This window comes from Bizionia myxarmorum (genome assembly GCF_008086205.1).
In the GTDB taxonomy this organism is placed as follows: domain Bacteria; phylum Bacteroidota; class Bacteroidia; order Flavobacteriales; family Flavobacteriaceae; genus Algorimicrobium; species Algorimicrobium myxarmorum.
Map to the genome: position 1 here is coordinate 670,138 of NZ_VSKK01000001.1, position 16,659 is coordinate 686,796.

At 31.1% G+C, this 16,659-nt stretch carries 15 protein-coding genes; 11 read left to right on the plus strand and 4 right to left on the minus strand.

From position 1 onward, the window contains the following. The first annotated feature begins 80 nt into the window (after positions 1-80). The 9 genes from ES674_RS03015 (at position 81) to ES674_RS03055 (ending at position 10,780) form a co-directional block, all read left to right on the plus strand. On the plus strand, positions 81-1,136 hold the full coding sequence (locus tag ES674_RS03015; RefSeq protein ID WP_170233953.1) for an O-antigen ligase family protein: 1,056 nt from the start codon (positions 81-83) through the stop codon (positions 1,134-1,136). Between the two features lie 77 nt (positions 1,137-1,213). Next, entirely contained in the window at positions 1,214-1,987 is a 774-nt protein-coding gene (locus tag ES674_RS03020) for a 2OG-Fe(II) oxygenase (protein WP_148402502.1), read from the plus strand. 12 nt (positions 1,988-1,999) lie between these two features. Beyond that, positions 2,000-3,094: a glycosyltransferase family 4 protein gene (locus tag ES674_RS03025; RefSeq protein WP_148402503.1), complete on the plus strand. Its 1,095-nt coding sequence runs from the start codon at positions 2,000-2,002 to the stop codon at positions 3,092-3,094. A gap of 163 nt (positions 3,095-3,257) precedes the next feature. Continuing rightward, positions 3,258-4,841, plus strand: coding sequence for an O-antigen ligase family protein (locus ES674_RS03030; RefSeq protein WP_148402504.1), 1,584 nt, complete (start codon positions 3,258-3,260; stop codon positions 4,839-4,841). Then, complete coding sequence (locus tag ES674_RS03035; protein ID WP_148402505.1) at positions 4,816-5,904, plus strand: DUF1972 domain-containing protein; 1,089 nt, start codon at positions 4,816-4,818, stop codon at positions 5,902-5,904. The genes ES674_RS03030 and ES674_RS03035 overlap by 26 nt, the downstream gene beginning before the upstream one ends. A 4-nt stretch (positions 5,905-5,908) precedes the next feature. Further along, positions 5,909-7,063, plus strand: a complete 1,155-nt coding sequence (locus ES674_RS03040; protein ID WP_148402506.1) for a hypothetical protein — start codon at positions 5,909-5,911, stop codon at positions 7,061-7,063. Between the two features lie 62 nt (positions 7,064-7,125). After that, positions 7,126-8,439: a UDP-glucose dehydrogenase family protein gene (locus ES674_RS03045; protein ID WP_148402507.1), complete on the plus strand. Its 1,314-nt coding sequence runs from the start codon at positions 7,126-7,128 to the stop codon at positions 8,437-8,439. After that, positions 8,436-9,422 carry a UDP-glucuronic acid decarboxylase family protein gene (locus ES674_RS03050; RefSeq protein WP_148402508.1) on the plus strand — a complete coding sequence of 329 codons (987 nt, stop codon included), beginning with the start codon at positions 8,436-8,438 and terminating at the stop codon, positions 9,420-9,422. Before ES674_RS03045 ends, ES674_RS03050 begins: the two co-directional genes overlap by 4 nt. Next, on the plus strand, positions 9,422-10,780 hold the full coding sequence (locus ES674_RS03055) for an undecaprenyl-phosphate glucose phosphotransferase (RefSeq protein ID WP_148402509.1): 1,359 nt from the start codon (positions 9,422-9,424) through the stop codon (positions 10,778-10,780). The genes ES674_RS03050 and ES674_RS03055 overlap by 1 nt, the downstream gene beginning before the upstream one ends. Here the strand turns inward: ES674_RS03055 and ES674_RS03060 are convergent. Both ES674_RS03060 and ES674_RS03065 read right to left on the minus strand, forming a co-directional pair. Further along, positions 10,777-11,940, minus strand: coding sequence for a glycosyltransferase family 4 protein (locus ES674_RS03060; protein ID WP_148402510.1), 1,164 nt, complete (start codon positions 11,938-11,940; stop codon positions 10,777-10,779). The two genes, ES674_RS03055 and ES674_RS03060, sit on opposite strands and share 4 nt — an antisense overlap. Before the next feature lie 43 nt (positions 11,941-11,983). Then, the gene (locus ES674_RS03065) at positions 11,984-13,303 is read right to left on the minus strand and encodes a phenylacetate--CoA ligase family protein (protein ID WP_148402511.1); all 1,320 of its coding nucleotides are present in this window, start codon (positions 13,301-13,303) and stop codon (positions 11,984-11,986) included. An 82-nt stretch (positions 13,304-13,385) separates the two neighbouring features. Here ES674_RS03065 and purD point away from each other — a divergent pair, with 82 nt between their 5' ends. Then, positions 13,386-14,657, plus strand: coding sequence for a phosphoribosylamine--glycine ligase (gene purD / locus ES674_RS03070; protein WP_148402512.1), 1,272 nt, complete (start codon positions 13,386-13,388; stop codon positions 14,655-14,657). On the opposite strand, the gene ES674_RS03075 is transcribed toward purD, so the two are convergent. After that, complete coding sequence (locus ES674_RS03075; protein ID WP_148402513.1) at positions 14,652-14,879, minus strand: DUF6341 family protein; 228 nt, start codon at positions 14,877-14,879, stop codon at positions 14,652-14,654. The genes purD and ES674_RS03075 overlap by 6 nt on opposite strands. A gap of 166 nt (positions 14,880-15,045) precedes the next feature. Here ES674_RS03075 and ES674_RS03080 point away from each other — a divergent pair, with 166 nt between their 5' ends. Next, positions 15,046-15,969 (plus strand): DUF6427 family protein, encoded by a 924-nt coding sequence (locus ES674_RS03080; protein WP_148402514.1) that lies wholly within the window; start codon positions 15,046-15,048, stop codon positions 15,967-15,969. On the opposite strand, the gene upp is transcribed toward ES674_RS03080, so the two are convergent. Beyond that, entirely contained in the window at positions 15,958-16,617 is a 660-nt protein-coding gene (upp, locus tag ES674_RS03085; protein WP_148402515.1) for a uracil phosphoribosyltransferase, read from the minus strand. The genes ES674_RS03080 and upp overlap by 12 nt on opposite strands. Between the last annotated feature and the right edge of the window lie 42 nt (positions 16,618-16,659).

The window sequence follows — 16,659 nt, forward strand, 5'->3', positions numbered from 1 at the left end:
GTAATTATATACCTATACTCATAATATTAGTTTATAATTTTAGTACTTTAAAAAGTATTAATATCAATAAAATAAAGGGATTGAAGTGGACCATTCTCTACGTAATATTTATGATGCTATTTGGTTTATTGCACATTTCGTATGCCATAACGGAATTTGTAAAGGAAACACTTCCCTTACTATTGTTTTTGTTGGTTGTATTAACCAATGGCGAAAATAAAATTAACTATTTATATCTTTTAAGGTTTTTTAGATACACATTTGTTGGGTGTTTAATTATTTATCTATCACCATATTTTTATAATCAAATACATTATTTGTTCTCAAACGGTGTTATTTTTAAAGAATCTTCCTATGTTGTAGTAAGGGTTGGTCGTAGTATTCCAAGAAACACGGGTTTTGTTTTCGATTTTAGAATCATGGCGCAATTGGCCTGCTTGTATTTACTTTTATTGTATTATTTTAATAAAACTAAAAATTATTGGGATGTGGCATTGCTTGTAACTGTTGCTATTACCACCTTTTCAAGAGGCCCCTTAATTATTTTAGTTTTTTTGCTAATAGCTGTTTATTTACCTAAAAAAATCAGAATTACTAAAAGGGTTTTAGTAATAGGATTTTCATCTTTTGTTTTCATAATTATCGGGGTTGTTTATGTAATGAATAATGATAATCTTCAAAAATTTGTAAGTACTTTTAATCCGTTTCAAGATAAAAATGCGTTTTCTCAACGAGGTGCTTTAATAGATTATTCCTTAAACAAGTTTTATGAAAACCCATTAGGAAATGGTATAGGTGCATTATCTTCGCCTAATGCAGATAATGTTATTTATGCAGGAATTACAAACTTACATAAAGAAATACCAGACAAAATATATTATTATAGAGTAACGGATGCCTATATAGGCATGTCTTTAGCCGAAAAAGGTATTTTTGGGTTTATATTATTTGCTTTATCTTTTGTGGAGATATTTTATTCTAACAGAAATAGAGTTTCTTTATTTTTCCTAATTGGTTTAATACTTAATCTTATTGGTACAGATATTCCTAAACAAGGTTTTTACTATTTTGCTATTATATTGATTTATTATGGCTTAAGTCAGTTATATAGTACACAAGTTTCTGTTAAAAAATAGTTTTTGAAGTAATTAAATGCCACTGTATAATCTATTATTTCATTAATATTTTATGTAGTTTTGAAAAAACAATAATTATGATACATTTTGACAAGTTAGAAGAAAATATAGAAGATTTTCGAATAAAGTATTTAGCGAATCAGCCTTTTTCATATTTAATTATTGATGATTTCTGTGATGAGAGTAAATTGCAAGAAATGCGCAATCAAATACCAGAATTGAGTACAAAAAGTAGGGACTATATGTTTGCCAACAATAAGTTCGAAAAATCTAATTATAAAGAAATAGGACCTCTTTTTGAAGAATTATACAATGATTTGAAATCAGACCGTTTCAACAAATTTCTATCTTATATATCAGCAAAAGAAGTTTTTGTTGATCCCAAAAATCATGGTGGTGGATTGCATCAAGGAAAGAAAAATAGTTTTCTGGACATGCATTTGGATTTTAACTACCATCCTATAAATAAGAATTGGTTCAGACAAATGAACCTTCTATTATATCTAAATACCGATTGGAAAGAAGAATATGGTGGACATTTAAAAATAGAAGATTTAAGATCTGGAGTAAAAGACGAATTGGCAGTACCTTTTAATAGATTAATTATTCAGGAGTGCGGCCCTTACTCCCTTCACGGCTATGATATGACATCTTTTCCAGAAGGAAATTTTAGAACTTCAGTAGCCACTTATGCATATGCTTTGCACAAAAGACATATGGAAAAACCGAGAACAACGGATTGGTTTCCCGGAGAAGACTCTTCTGAATTAAAAAAATTAGCTGCTAAAAATTATGATTTTGCGGTAAAAGTAAAGAACAAGCTATTTGGTAGCGGAACAGCTAAAAATTAATAAATTCAACTTATGAATATTTTAGTTGATGGTCATGTTTTTGATGATAAATATCAAGGAACCAGAAGTTATCTAAAAGGTTTATATCTTGCGCTAATACCAATTTGTAAAGACTGGAATTTTTTTATTGCTGCAACAAATACTGACAATTTAAAAAAAGAATTTGGAGATTTTGAAAACCTTCAATTTGTTCCTTTAAAAAAAGGCAATAAATTTTACCGTCTATTAGTTGATTTTCCTTCCATTATTAAAAAATATGATATTGATTATTCTCATTTTCAATATACAGTTCCCCCCATTATAAGAGGTAAGTACATTGTTACTGTTCATGATATTTTATTTGAACAGGAAGAGTTTAGGTCCTTTTTCCCCTTGAAAACGAGGGTAGTTAATCATCTCTTACATAAACTTTCCTCTAGAAAAGCAGATATCTTATTAACGGTTTCTGAATTTTCAAAACAAAAAATTTCTAAATTTTATAATATAAGTGAGAAGGATATTTATGTAATTCCTAATGCGGTTAATGACGATTTTTATATTGACAATGAAAGTTTTGTAGAAACACCTTCCAAATATATTATGTATGTTTCAAGAATAGAGCCTAGAAAAAATCATTGGGCTTTATTGAAGGCTTTTATGGAGCTAGAGCTTTATAAAGAAGGATTCAAACTTGTATTTATTGGTAAAAGAGATATAGCGTATCCTGAATTTGAATCTTACATAAATGAGAATAAGGAAATAGTTAAGGACTCTTTAATCTGTATAGAAAATGTGGCTACTATAGATTTAATTGAATACTATAAAAATTGTGATCTTTTCGTTTTTCCCTCTTTTGCAGAAGGATTTGGTATTCCGCCTTTGGAAGCAATGGTGCTTCAAAAAAAAGTTTTATGCTCTAATCAGACGGCAATGAAAGACTTTGAATTGCCTGAAGCTTTTGTATTTGATCCCTACAATTTGGACGAATTAAAATTAAAAATAAAAAATCAGCTAAATAGTAATTTTAATTTAGCAGAGATATATAGTCCTATTCTTTCAAAATATAATTGGAAATCGATAGCTGAAGATTATAAAAAAATTATAATTTCTCATCACAAAAACCAGTAACTTAAACTTGGTAACTAGAAGACATCCATTATTGCTATTAGTAATAACAACTTTTATAGTTTCTATAATACTTGGAATTTACGTTCAAAAAAATAATTCTTTTTTAAATAGTAATATAAATTCTATCCAAATTACAATCAATAATCAGTTAGATAAAAAATTAATGCCGCTTGTATATATTACAAAAGGTAGCGACGCAAATATAGATTTTCAAAAACCATATTTATTTCATAAAAAAAAAGATTCATCGTATCAAGCGGTTTTTGACACGTCTAATAAAGTAAGACAAATAAGACTTTACTTTAATTTTCCGGTAGAAAATCTTAATTTATATGATATTACAATAACAACAGATGATGAAATAAAAGCTGTAAATCTGCAGGACATTAATGTGCTGGGAAATTTAAGTTTTCAAAATAGAGAAAGTCAATATTCTATAAACGCAAATGGAAAACATAGTTTTCTTGAATTACCTAAAACGTATATTTATACTTCAGATTTTGAAAGCATATACCAATTAGTACTGCCAATATTATTGCTGTTAATTTTAATTGTTTTAGTAATTAAGAGCATAAAACCAATAGATATTCAGCCTTTTTCTCTTACAAGCATAACGATATCTTTACTTATTTTAACCATGTTTTTACCAGATCCTATTTATAATGGAGCTTTAATATTAATAGCTGCATTACACATAAAAAAAATATCTTGGACAGCTATAAAAACAGAAAAAACCAATCTAATTATTTTAGGCTTTTTCAGCCTCTATATTTTACATAACATTTTTTCTGAAGAAGGTTTTAAAGAAATATCAACACTAGAGCGTTTTTTGCCATTCTTGGTTTTGGCCATTGTAATACCTTCAATAGCGGACAGAAAATATTTATCACTATTTCCTGTTTCGGCCTTTGTACTAGGATTTAGCTTTTTATTAACGTCGCTTTTCGATGTTTATATACATCAGAATTTCGAATTTATATCGTTTGATTATTTTTCGAAGTACTTGCATCCCGTATATTTTTCCTATCTCTTATTCTTTTCCATATGTTTTATTGATTATAATTATAAAGGTAAAAGCAAATATTTTTTAGAATTTTTATTGTTTGTCTTTCTAATTTTTAGCGGATCTAAAATGGTATTTTTATTGTCCTTAATCGTAGTGATCCTTAATTTGATAAAGAATAAAAAAACAGTACTTTTAATTATTCCTTTAGCTCTAATTGTAGTTTTGTTTTCTCCCCTAAAAAATAGGTTTGGCGATATTCTAAACAAAGAAGATTTCACTATTTTAAATGATAAACATATTGAGAATGCCGATGATTCAAGAATTAATGGATTAACGTTGCGTTTATTGCTATGGCAAGAAGCATTAGCTACCATGAACGGATTTGACTATATCATAGGAAAAGGCGTTACAAAAGAAACCAACAAAACGCTAGAAAACAGATTAGTTAACTTGGGTATGTTAGGTCACAAAAACTTTAATCCACATAACCAATATGTAGATACATTTTGGCGAACGGGTGCCATAGGCTTACTATTATTAATTTTAATTCCCGTTTATAGCCTAGTTATTGGAATAAAACGAAGAGATAAATTAATAATTCAATTTTCATTATTTATGTTTGTAGTCATGTGGTCGGAATCCATTTTTGGTAGAGTAACCGGAGTCTATTTTTTTGCCACAGTTATTTTAATACTTATGAATACAAATAAAGTAAATGAAAATAGCCATATTAGGAACTAGAGGTATCCCCAATAATCATGGTGGTTTTGAGCAGTTTGCAGAATATTTTTCAGTTTATTTAGCAGAAAAAAATCACGATGTTTATGTTTATAATTCCCATGACCATCCTTTTCAAGAAAAAGACTTTAAAGGCGTACATATAATTCATTGCCATGATCCAGAATCTAAAGTAGGGACGGCTGGACAGTTTATATATGATTTGAACTGTATTTTGGATGCACGAAAAAGAAATTTTGATGTTATTTTACAATTAGGATATACGTCTAATTCTATTTGGCATCAGTTACTTCCTAAAAAGCCCGTAATTATTACAAATATGGATGGTATGGAATGGAAGCGTTCCAAATATTCTGCTAAAGTTCGAAAATTTTTAAAATATGCAGAAAAGCTCGCTATTAAGTCAAGCGATTTTCTGATTTCAGACTCTATTGGGATTCAAGATTATATTTTGGAAAAGTATAATAGAACGTCAGAGTTTATTGCCTATGGTGCAACTGTTTTTACAAACCCGGACACTGAAGTTTTGTCGAAATACAATGTTGAAACAAATAAATACTGTGTAATTATAGCAAGACTAGAGCCAGAAAACAATATAGCAACCATTGTGGAAGGATATCACCAATCTGACACATCTCATAGTTTAATTATTTTCGGCTCCTTAAATGACTTTGGAAATAAGCTTCAAAAAAAATATAGTGCTGATAAAAGAATTCAGTTTGTAGGTGCCAATTATAATCAAGAAGAACTCAATAATTTAAGGTTTTATTCTAGGTATTATTTTCATGGACATTCCGTTGGTGGTACAAATCCGTCTTTATTAGAAGCAATGGCTTCAAACACGCTTATTATAGCAAATAATAATATATTTAATAGAAGTATATTAGGAGAAAACGCCTACTATTTTGATAATTCTAATGACGTTTTGAACGTTATGAATGCAGATAGTTTGTTTGATCAAAAGGAAATTTATGCAAGTGAAAACATAAAAAAAATTGAACAACTTTACAACTGGGACATTATTAATTCAGCCTATGAAACCTATATTTTAAAGAAACTCAAATAATTCTATGTTAGAAATGCCGCGATTAAAAGCTCTTTTTACTAATTACCAAGCTATAATTTTAGGCTTTCTTTTATTTAGTCTTTGTTTTGACTTTGTAGATAAAATAGGCATGTTTTATCATATGGATTTAATAAAACTCAACAGAATTTTAAAAGCCATATTTCTCGGCTATTCTTTACTTTTTATATTTTCACATTTAAAATATTTGCTTTCAAATTTAAAGTTAGTACTGGGTTTTATTTTAGTGCTTTCACTAATTTTTCTTTTAAAAAATAATTTTTCTGATTTATATGTCAATGAATATGTCAGATACATCTTTCCATTATTAGTATTCCCATTAATATACTATGCCTGGTTTAATAATGAACAGAATTTTTTAGCCATCCTTTATAAATGTTTTAAAGGCTTTATTCTTATCAATTCAGTTTTAGCTTTAATAGGTTTATTCTTTGATGTTCGCGTTTTTCAAACCTATGAATTTCAACGATTCGGCTATAATGGAATTATTTTAAGTCAAGGTTTTACACCTTATTTATACTTAAGTGCAACAACTCTATTTTGGGTTTTTAATGATAAAAAAATGATATTAGTGACACTTATAATATCTGTTTTGTCTGGAATTAAAGGTGTGTTTTTTGCTGAATTTTTACTTTTAAGTCTTTTAACATTATTTGATTCTCATTTTAATAAAGCTTTTAAAATTAAATCACTTATCATAGCATCTATCATTTTTATTGGTGTACTGATAGGGATATTTATGATGCCTTTATTTAGAGAAGTCATTGAATCTGATGGTTTAATCGCAGCTATTTTTTCTTATAGAACGGATAATACTATGGAGCTTTACAATCAAATAACACCAAGTAATTACAACTATCTAATTGGTGCCATAGAATTGGAAAAAGTCAGATTGGAATTGCAAATTTTCGATATTATATTATTTTTTGGAATCATAGGTTTTATAGCATTTTCCGTATTTCTGTATTGGTTATACACGCATTTGGTTAATAACGCTATTTCAAAAGCATTTTTTATAACCACGCTGGTTCTTTCTGTATTAAGTGGTAATCTTTTCTACATTCCGTTGTCTGCAATTCTATTGTTTTTAATACTATTGGCACTTCATAAGAGCAAAGACAGCAAACATCCTGCATTTTAGTTTATTAAACGCGTTTTTTTTCATCCTACTTCCCTATTTTTGTCACTATTAAATAATAAAACATGAACATATCAGTAATAGGAACAGGCTACGTAGGTTTAGTAACTGGCACATGCTTAGCGGAAACGGGTAACAATGTTTTATGCATAGACATTGATGAAGATAAAGTTAAAAAAATGCAGGATGGTATTGTTCCCATTTATGAGCCGCTACTGGACACACTGTTTGAAAGAAATATAAAAGCTGATCGTTTAAAATTTTCAACCTCTTTAGAAGAAGGCTTAGAGCATGGCGAAATTATTTTCCTTGCTCTACCAACACCAGAGGATGAAGATGGTTCTGCCGATTTATCGTATGTTCTTGGAGCCGCCAAAAATATTGGAAAACTCTTAAAAAGTTATAAAGTAATAGTTGATAAAAGTACCGTTCCAGTAGGAACAGCTGATCGCGTTGCTCAAACCATTGCCAAAGAAACAACAGTAGAATTTGATGTGGTTTCTAATCCAGAATTTTTACGAGAAGGTTTCGCTGTAGAAGATTTCCTAAAACCAGAACGCATTGTCATTGGTTCTAGTTCCGATAAAGCTACCCATTTGATGCAGAAGCTTTATAAACCCTTTGTACGTTCAGGAAATCCAATAATCATTATGGATGAGAAATCTGCAGAACTTACCAAATACGCGGCCAATGCTTTTTTGGCTACGAAAATTACTTTCATGAATGAAATTGCTAACTTTTGTGAAAAAGTAGGCGCAGATGTTGATAAAGTGCGTATTGGTATGGGAACAGACTCCCGTATTGGAAAGCGCTTTTTATTTCCAGGTATCGGTTATGGTGGTTCTTGTTTTCCTAAAGATGTGAAAGCTTTGCATAAATCAGGAAAAGATAATAATTATGATTTTGATATTTTAAACGCCGTTATAAAAGTTAACGACCGTCAAAAACGCGTTCTTTTACCGCGTATTGATGCATTCTTCAAAGGTGATTTAAAAGATAAAAAAATAGCAATTTGGGGTTTAGCTTTTAAACCTGAAACTGATGACATTCGTGAGGCACCTGCGTTATATATTATTGAAGACCTTCTAAAACAAGGCGTTTCCATTACCGCTTTTGATCCAGAAGCTATGGAAAATGTAAAACGGAAATTTGGTGAGCAAATTAATTTTGCAAATGATATGTATGAGGCCATAGAAAACGCCGATGCTTTGATAATTTGTACAGAATGGAGTATCTTTAGGACACCAGATTTTAATAAATTGAAAGCACAGATGAATGCGCCGGTTATTTTTGACGGTAGAAATTTATATGATGTTCAAGACATAAAAAGCGAAGGTTTTTATTACAGCTCAATAGGAAGAAAGACATTAGGAGAATGAAAAAAGTATTAATAACAGGAGCTGCAGGCTTTTTAGGATCGCATTTAAGTGATCGTTTTATAAAAGAAGGCTTTTTTGTAATTGGCATGGACAACTACATTACTGGCGATTCAAAAAATATCAAACATTTATTAAATCACCCTAATTTCATGTTTATAGAACATGATGTTACCGAGTTTATCAAAATTGAAGGTGAATTGGATTATATCCTTCATTTCGCATCACCAGCAAGCCCAATAGATTATTTAAAAATACCGATTCAAACCTTAAAAGTAGGTTCTTTAGGAACTCATAATTTATTAGGTTTAGCAAAAGCTAAAAACGCTAGAATACTTATTGCCTCCACTTCAGAAGTTTATGGTGATCCGCTAGTACACCCACAAACTGAAGATTATTATGGAAATGTAAATACCATTGGACCACGCGGCGTTTATGATGAAGCCAAGCGCTTTCAAGAATCAATAACTATGGCTTATCACAGATTTCATGGTTTAGAAACTAGAATCGTGCGTATATTTAATACCTACGGACCACGAATGCGACTAAATGACGGTCGTGTTATTCCAGCTTTTATGGGTCAAGCTTTACGCGGTGAAGATTTGACTGTTTTTGGAAATGGAGCGCAAACACGCTCTTTTTGTTACGTAGATGATCAAGTAGAAGGTATTTATAATTTGCTTTTCAGTGATTATTCCTACCCGGTAAATATTGGAAATCCTCACGAAATCACGATCAAGGATTTTGCTGAAGAAATAATAAAACTAACAGGAACCAATCAGAAAATAATATATAAAGAACTTCCAACTGATGATCCGTTGCAAAGACAACCGGATATTACTTTAGCTAAAAAGTTATTAAACTGGACACCAAAAGTAGATCGGGCTGAAGGCATGGAAAAAACCTTTAGTTATTTTAAACAATTGTCTGCAGAGGAATTAACCAAAAGCGAGCATAAAGATTTTTCAAAGCATATTAAAAATTAATGAGCCAAATAAAACACGGTAGATACTCTATTTATATTAGGCCTATTTCTTATTTAGTTGATTTAGGCATCATAAATGGGTTGGCAGTTTTTTACTTTTTTACGTTTGTAGATCCCGTGGTGTTTTCATTTATAATCACCTTAGGATGGGTTTTTATATCCGTAAATTCTAAATTTTATGAGGTTTATCGCTATACGCGTGAAATAACTATTCTCACATTAATTTTCAGACAGATGGTGTTTTTTGCGCTGTTTGTTTTAGCATTTTCAGGCTTTTATCATGAGCTTAATATGAAGCCTAGCAATATACTTAAGTATGTTGCCTATTCATTTTTGCTTATAGCTGTTTTTAAATTCGCCTTTTATTATTTACTTCAAAAATACCGATCATCTTTTGGTGGAAACTATAGAACTACAGCCATTATAGGTCGAAATAAGCAAACAATAGCGTTAGAGAAATTCTTTAATTCCAATCCAGAATATGGGTATAAGCATCAAAAAACGTTTAGCTTAAAAAACACGGAAGCTTTTGATTTGGAATCTTGTTTTCACTTTTTAAAAAGTGAAGCGATTGATGAAGTTTATTGTTCTATATCCGAACTTTCGAATGCACAAATGAATAGAGTTATTGATTTTGCTGATAATAATTTAATCATTCTTAAATTTTTACCAGATAATAAAGACATCTATTCCAAGAAATTGAAGTATGAGTATTATGACTATATTCCTATTTTATCCTTAAGAAATATTCCACTCGAAGATTCTGCAAATCAATTTATAAAACGACTTTTTGATATTATATTCTCATCTTTCGTTATCATTTTCGTTTTATCATGGTTAACACCAATTATTGCTATTTTGATTAAAATGGAATCGAAAGGACCTGTTTTCTTTAAACAATCTAGAAATGGTTTTAACTATAAAGAGTTTGATTGCTATAAATTCCGATCCATGATGCCTAATAAAGATGCGCATTTGTATCAAGTAACTCGTGGCGACCAACGAATTACTAGAACTGGCCGATTTATTCGTAAAACGAGTATTGATGAATTACCGCAGTTTTTTAATGTGCTTTTCGGTGACATGTCTGTTGTAGGGCCAAGACCGCATATGGTAAGTCACACCAACATGTACGCTAAACGTATTGATAAATTTATGGTACGTCATTTTGTAAAGCCAGGAATCACAGGTTTAGCACAGATTAGTGGTTTTCGTGGTGAGGTAGAATCAGATAAAGATATTATTGGTCGTGTGAAATTTGATATTTTCTATATTGAAAACTGGTCCCTACTTCTGGACATGAAGGTTGTTATCAAAACATTCATAAATGCCGTTAAAGGCGAAGACAAAGCCTATTAAAGTTTTTCTTTTAGAGCTAATAGTTGTGTGTTAAAATCGAAATGCGCTTTTGCAATCTGTTGAATTTCTGCACGTTTCTCTAAACCTAGCTCCTGTTTATCAATAGATTGTAGCACACTATTTAAATGTTTATAATTGCCAGCATCTGCCAACCAACCCAAATGGTGTTTTTCTATTAAAGTTTCACCTTCACCACCACCGAAATAAAGCACTGGAAGCCCTAATTTAGCGTATTCAAATATTTTTGAAGGCACAGAGCCATAAATCCTGTTTAAGAGCGGGATAATGGTTAAATCGTAGTTAATTAGAGCTAGATGCAATTCTTCTCGAGATACTTCGCCATGGTAGGTTATAGGTAACAACGGATTTTCAGAAATAAAATCTATTATATTTTGTTGTTCCGCACCAGCCCCATAAATATGAAAATCTATTTTAGCGTAATCCAAAGATTTGCACAGTTTGAAAATCCCCTGCGCCATGCCTAGTAATCCCGCATAAACAACTGTTATCTTTTTAGAGTTCAATGATTTTGTTGTGATTTCTGGCTTCTCGAAATCTGGGTAGTTTCTATATAGAAATAAATCTTTTTCAGGAAATAATGTTTTAATATGGGTTAATATTTCGTTACTCTGACCCAAAATTAAATCTGCTTTTTTATAATTGAAATATTCTATTTTTTCTAGAAGTTTATAAGTGAAATTCATTTTAAATGCTCCCAATTCCAATCCGGCAATAGGCCATAAATCACTAACATTTAAAATCAACTTCCTCGTTTTACGTTTTAAAAATAACATGCAAGTAAAAGCTACCAATAAGGGTGGTGATTGTACAATAACAGTATTCGGAATTTTATGCCACATAAAAAACCAAATCAGACTCAAACTATAAGAAATCATAGCGATTAATCGTAGAACTTTGTTTTTAGAATTACTCGCAAATAGCCATAAACGATGAATAGTTATAGTGTTTTCTGTTGTTGTTTGTTTGAATTTCCCACGATAGGCCTTAAAAATTTCACCTTTAGGGTAATTAGGTAAAGGTGTAATTACAGAAACCTTAAAATGCTGTTTTTCTAAACCTGTAGCCAAATGAAAAATCCGATTGGAAGCGGCGCCAGTTTCAGGTGGGAAATAACTTGTTATAATGAGAATTTCTTTCAAGATAAACAGCTGTTGTTTTGCACTATGCGGTATTTTTCTAAAATCATTGATTAGGTTTTATATATGAAGAAAATTGCTTCAATTTACCACTTTTTGAACGTGTTAAAACATCTTGTCGCTCAAATACTATGGTTAAATTAGGTTCTAAATAGCGCGTCATGGCTTGAGTTACTTCTTCTGTTTTCGCTTTGGATAAGAGTTCAGAACTAGCATAAATAACTTTAAAAGTATCCGGTTTTAGTTGTTCAATTATAAACTCTTTAACCAAACTCGTGTCTTCAATAATACTTTTTGTAATGTAATAAAACGTTAATCCAGCTGCTTTTTTTCCGCTAGGTAAAATAGCTATATCATTAGTTCTACCAATTAATTTTTTTAAAATGGGTTTTTTAAGCGTGCTACTTTCTGAAATTATACCAATATCACCAATATCATAACGAATAAAGGGATGCGCTTTGTTAAAAAGTGACGTGATTACTATGCGACCTTCTTCTCCAAAAGGTAATACGCGATTTTCAGCATCTAAAATTTCAACATATAATGTTTCGCTATTAATTTGCCATTCATTTTCAGGATTCTGAAAAGCTATTAAATCGAGTTCAGAAGCCCCATATTCATTAATAACAGGAATACTAAATTGCGCTTCCATAAGTATTTTATCATCCTCAAAAAGCATTTCTGACGTCACCACGCAGGCTTTTAAACTGGGACAAATCTGCTTCAAGACAAGACCTTGGCTTTTCAAAAACTTCGCTAATTGCACCAAAGAACTGGTGTAACCATTTAAATAGTCAAATTTGGTGGTTTCGAATTTTTTAATCGCGCTTTTAAAAGCATTATCACTTAAATCAAAAACAGAAAACCGATACCTACTACTTAAAAAATCTTTAAAGCGCTCTTTATAATAACCCTTTTTATCCAAAGGAATGCCATAAAATCGGGCTTGTTTGGAACTATTAAAATCCAAGCCATACCAACCAAATCGATTTTTAATTACAGCCCAAGTTAATGCGTGACAGTCGTAATCTTTTGCAAACGTAAATGGATGTCCAGAGGAACCAGATGTTTTATTTATATAAACATTTTTAAGACTAAAACCATCAGAAAGTCGCTCTTCCAAAGGCTTTTGTAAATCATATTTAGTCATAACTGGAATTGAATTCCAATCCGTTATGTCTGCATTTTTTACAAAATCTTTATAAAACGGGTTGTTTTTAAAATGATAGGCTACAATGTCTTTTTTTTTCTGATGAATAAAATTATCAAATTCAATTTCAGACAATTCGTGAATACCTTTTAAAACCTGTTCGGCTTTTTTTATCGGGAACCCATTAAATTGTAGTGAAAGATCAAATAAATTCAAAAGAAGTTGGCTTTAGATGTTTTTGTAAAATAATTGTTTTTTAAGCTTAAAAGCAATTATTTTTGCAGCAAACAACAACAACATGAATATTTTAATATTAGGGTCTGGCGGAAGAGAACATACTTTTGCTTGGAAATTGAAACAAAGTCCTTTGTGTAGGTCACTTTTTGTAGCACCAGGAAACTCGGGAACGGATGCTATTGCTGAAAATGTGGCAATTAGCGTTACCGATTTTGAAGCTATAAAAACGCTGGTTTTAGATAAGAAAATTGACATGGTAGTTGTTGGTCCTGAAGATCCGCTAGTTCAAGGTATTCATGATTTCTTTTTAAATGATGAGGCTTTAAAGCATATTTCTGTTATCGGTCCAGAAAAAGCAGCAGCAGAATTAGAAGGTAGTAAGGAGTTTGCAAAGGAATTTATGATTCGTCATAATATTCCAACGGCCGCTTATGAAAGTTTCAGTGCAGAAACGGTTGAAGCAGGATATGCATTTTTAGAAACTTTGAATCCTCCCTATGTTTTAAAAGCGGATGGTTTAGCAGCTGGTAAAGGTGTTTTAATTTTAAATGATTTGGCAGAAGCGAAAGCCGAACTGAAAAGCATGCTAGTAGATGCTAAATTTGGTGAAGCTAGCACCAAAGTGGTAATTGAAGAGTTTCTAGATGGTATAGAATTAAGTTGTTTTGTTTTAACTGATGGGAAAAATTATAAAATTTTGCCAACCGCTAAAGATTACAAGCGTATTGGTGAAGGTGATACAGGATTAAATACAGGTGGCATGGGCGCGGTTTCGCCGGTTCCTTTTGCAACCCCTGAATTTTTAAATAAAATTGAAGAGCAAGTTGTAAAACCAACTATTAACGGACTTCAAAAAGATAAATTACCTTATAAAGGATTCGTTTTTATTGGTTTAATAAAAGTAGGTGACGAACCTAAAGTTATTGAATACAACGTTAGAATGGGCGATCCTGAAACAGAAGTGGTGCTTCCCCGCTTAAAAAATGATTTAGTAGAAATTTTTCAAGCCATTGCCAATCAAACTCTGGATACGATAACGATTGAGATAGATGAAAGAGCAGCTACAACCATTATGTTGGTGTCTGGTGGTTATCCAGAAGCCTATGAAAAGGGGAAAGAAATTACAGGTTTAAATAAGCTGGAAAATGTTTTAGCTTTTCACGCGGGTTCTATCATAAAAGATGATAAAGTGATTACTTCTGGTGGCCGCGTAATGGCTATAACAAGCTATGGAAGTACCTACGATGAGGCACTAAAAAAATCTTATCAAAATATAGACAAGCTACATTTTGATAAGATGTATTATAGAAAAGATATTGGTTTCGATTTATAAATAACTATGCGAAGAGATACTTTTATCTTCTTCATTGTTATCGTTGAATTTTTTAAGTTGTAACATCCAGTATACAAATGCAACAAAACCAACTAGCAATAACAACCAATTAACGGCATTTGCTGCTACCCAGCTTTCAAGCTCTAAAGCTCTTAAAGCATCAAAGGGTGCAAATAAAACATTTACAAATAAATCCTCAATTGCGGCAAAGAAATCAGTCATGATAGTAAATTTTTTAAGGCTCAAATTAAGAGCACGAAATTTTTTTATTAATTATCCAATGCTACAAAATTACATCTTTTTCAATTTAAACGTGAATAATTTGAGGAGAATGTTAGTAATTTACCATAATCTATAAATCCAACAGTCGCGATTTAGTTTAAACTCTATGATTTCAAAGTTTTTTAGAAGAGCATCACCTATTCATTTTGTAATAATTACAATGGTGCTATTTGTGGGATTTATGTTTGCTAAATGGCAGGTAAACCCTGAAATAAGCTTTGTTTACGTTCTAAAACAGTTGGCTTTATTTGGCGTTTGTGTGCTATCCATTTTTATTTTTGATTTCTTCACTATCAAGAATAAATTGACTAAAAAAAACAGCTATAACCTACTGTTTTATGGCTTATTCATGATTTTAATGTTTCAAACTTTCTTGAACACGAAACTAGTCATTGCCAATTTATTCATTTTATTAGCTTTAAGACGCTTGGTTAGTCTGCGTTCCCAAAAAGATCAGAAGAAAAAAATACTAGACGCTACCATTTGGATTAGTCTAGCCACCCTACTTTATTTTTGGAGTGCCTTATTTTTCATCGTGCTTTTTGCAGCACTTTTATTATTTGCTATTAATGATGTAAAAGATTGGATTATCCCCATTCTTGGCGTGGCTTTAGTATCTATGATTTCTGTTTCTGTTTTAATTATAATGAAAATGGATATTTCAGATTATCTAGAAAGATTCGATATTAGTCAAAGTTTCGATTTTACACCGCTCAACATTCGGCAAATAATTATTGCCGCCACTATTTTCTTTTCGTATTTTATTTGGTCGCTATTTTATTATCTACAGAATTTAAAAAATAAGTCTAAAAGCTACAGACCATCCTATGTTTTAATCTTGTTTTCGGCAATTATAGCCGTCATTATTATCATTATAGCACCAGAAAAAACAGGTGCCGAATTTATATTTCTAATCGCACCATTGGCATTAATTGTCACTAATTATATTGAATTAGTTTCAGAAAGATGGTTCCGAGAAATCTTAATCTGGATTTTAATTTTAGCGCCTTTTGTAAATTTAGTTTTGTAATTTTTCGCCAAAAGCTAAATCGCCAGCATCCCCTAAACCCGGCATAATATAGCCTTGCTCGGTCAGCTTTTCATCTACAGTTGCAATCCATAAATGCGTGTCGGCATCAAAATGTTTAGATACATAATCTAAACCTTCTTGCGCTCCAATAACACTAACTAAATGCACTGCTTTAGGCGTTCCAAAGGGTTTTAAAGCTTCAAAAGTTGCCACCATAGATTGACCAGTTGCCAACATCGGATCTGCCAAAATAAGAGTTTTACCTTCTAGACTTGGACAAGCTAAATATTCCACAATAATTTCAAAACTTTCAGGTTTATTTTTGTGATGTCTGTAGGCAGAAATAAAGGCATTTTCGGCCTTATCAAAATAATTCAATAATCCATTATGAAGTGGCACACCAGCGCGTAAAATGGAACATAGAACAATATCATCAGTCGTTACGTTTTCTGAAGCTGTGCCTAAAGGTGTTTGAATATCTAAAGGTTTATAGTTGAAAGACTTGCTTAATTCATAGCCTAAAATTTCACCAGTACGCTCAATATTTCGTCTAAATCGCATCGGATCTTTTTGAATATGGACGTCCCGCATTTCAGAAATAAAGGAATTTAATATAGAATTTTGAAGCGAGATATTGTGAATATGCATCCTGTTTTGGTTTTGTTTTGAACTGTAAAGTTAATAAATAGG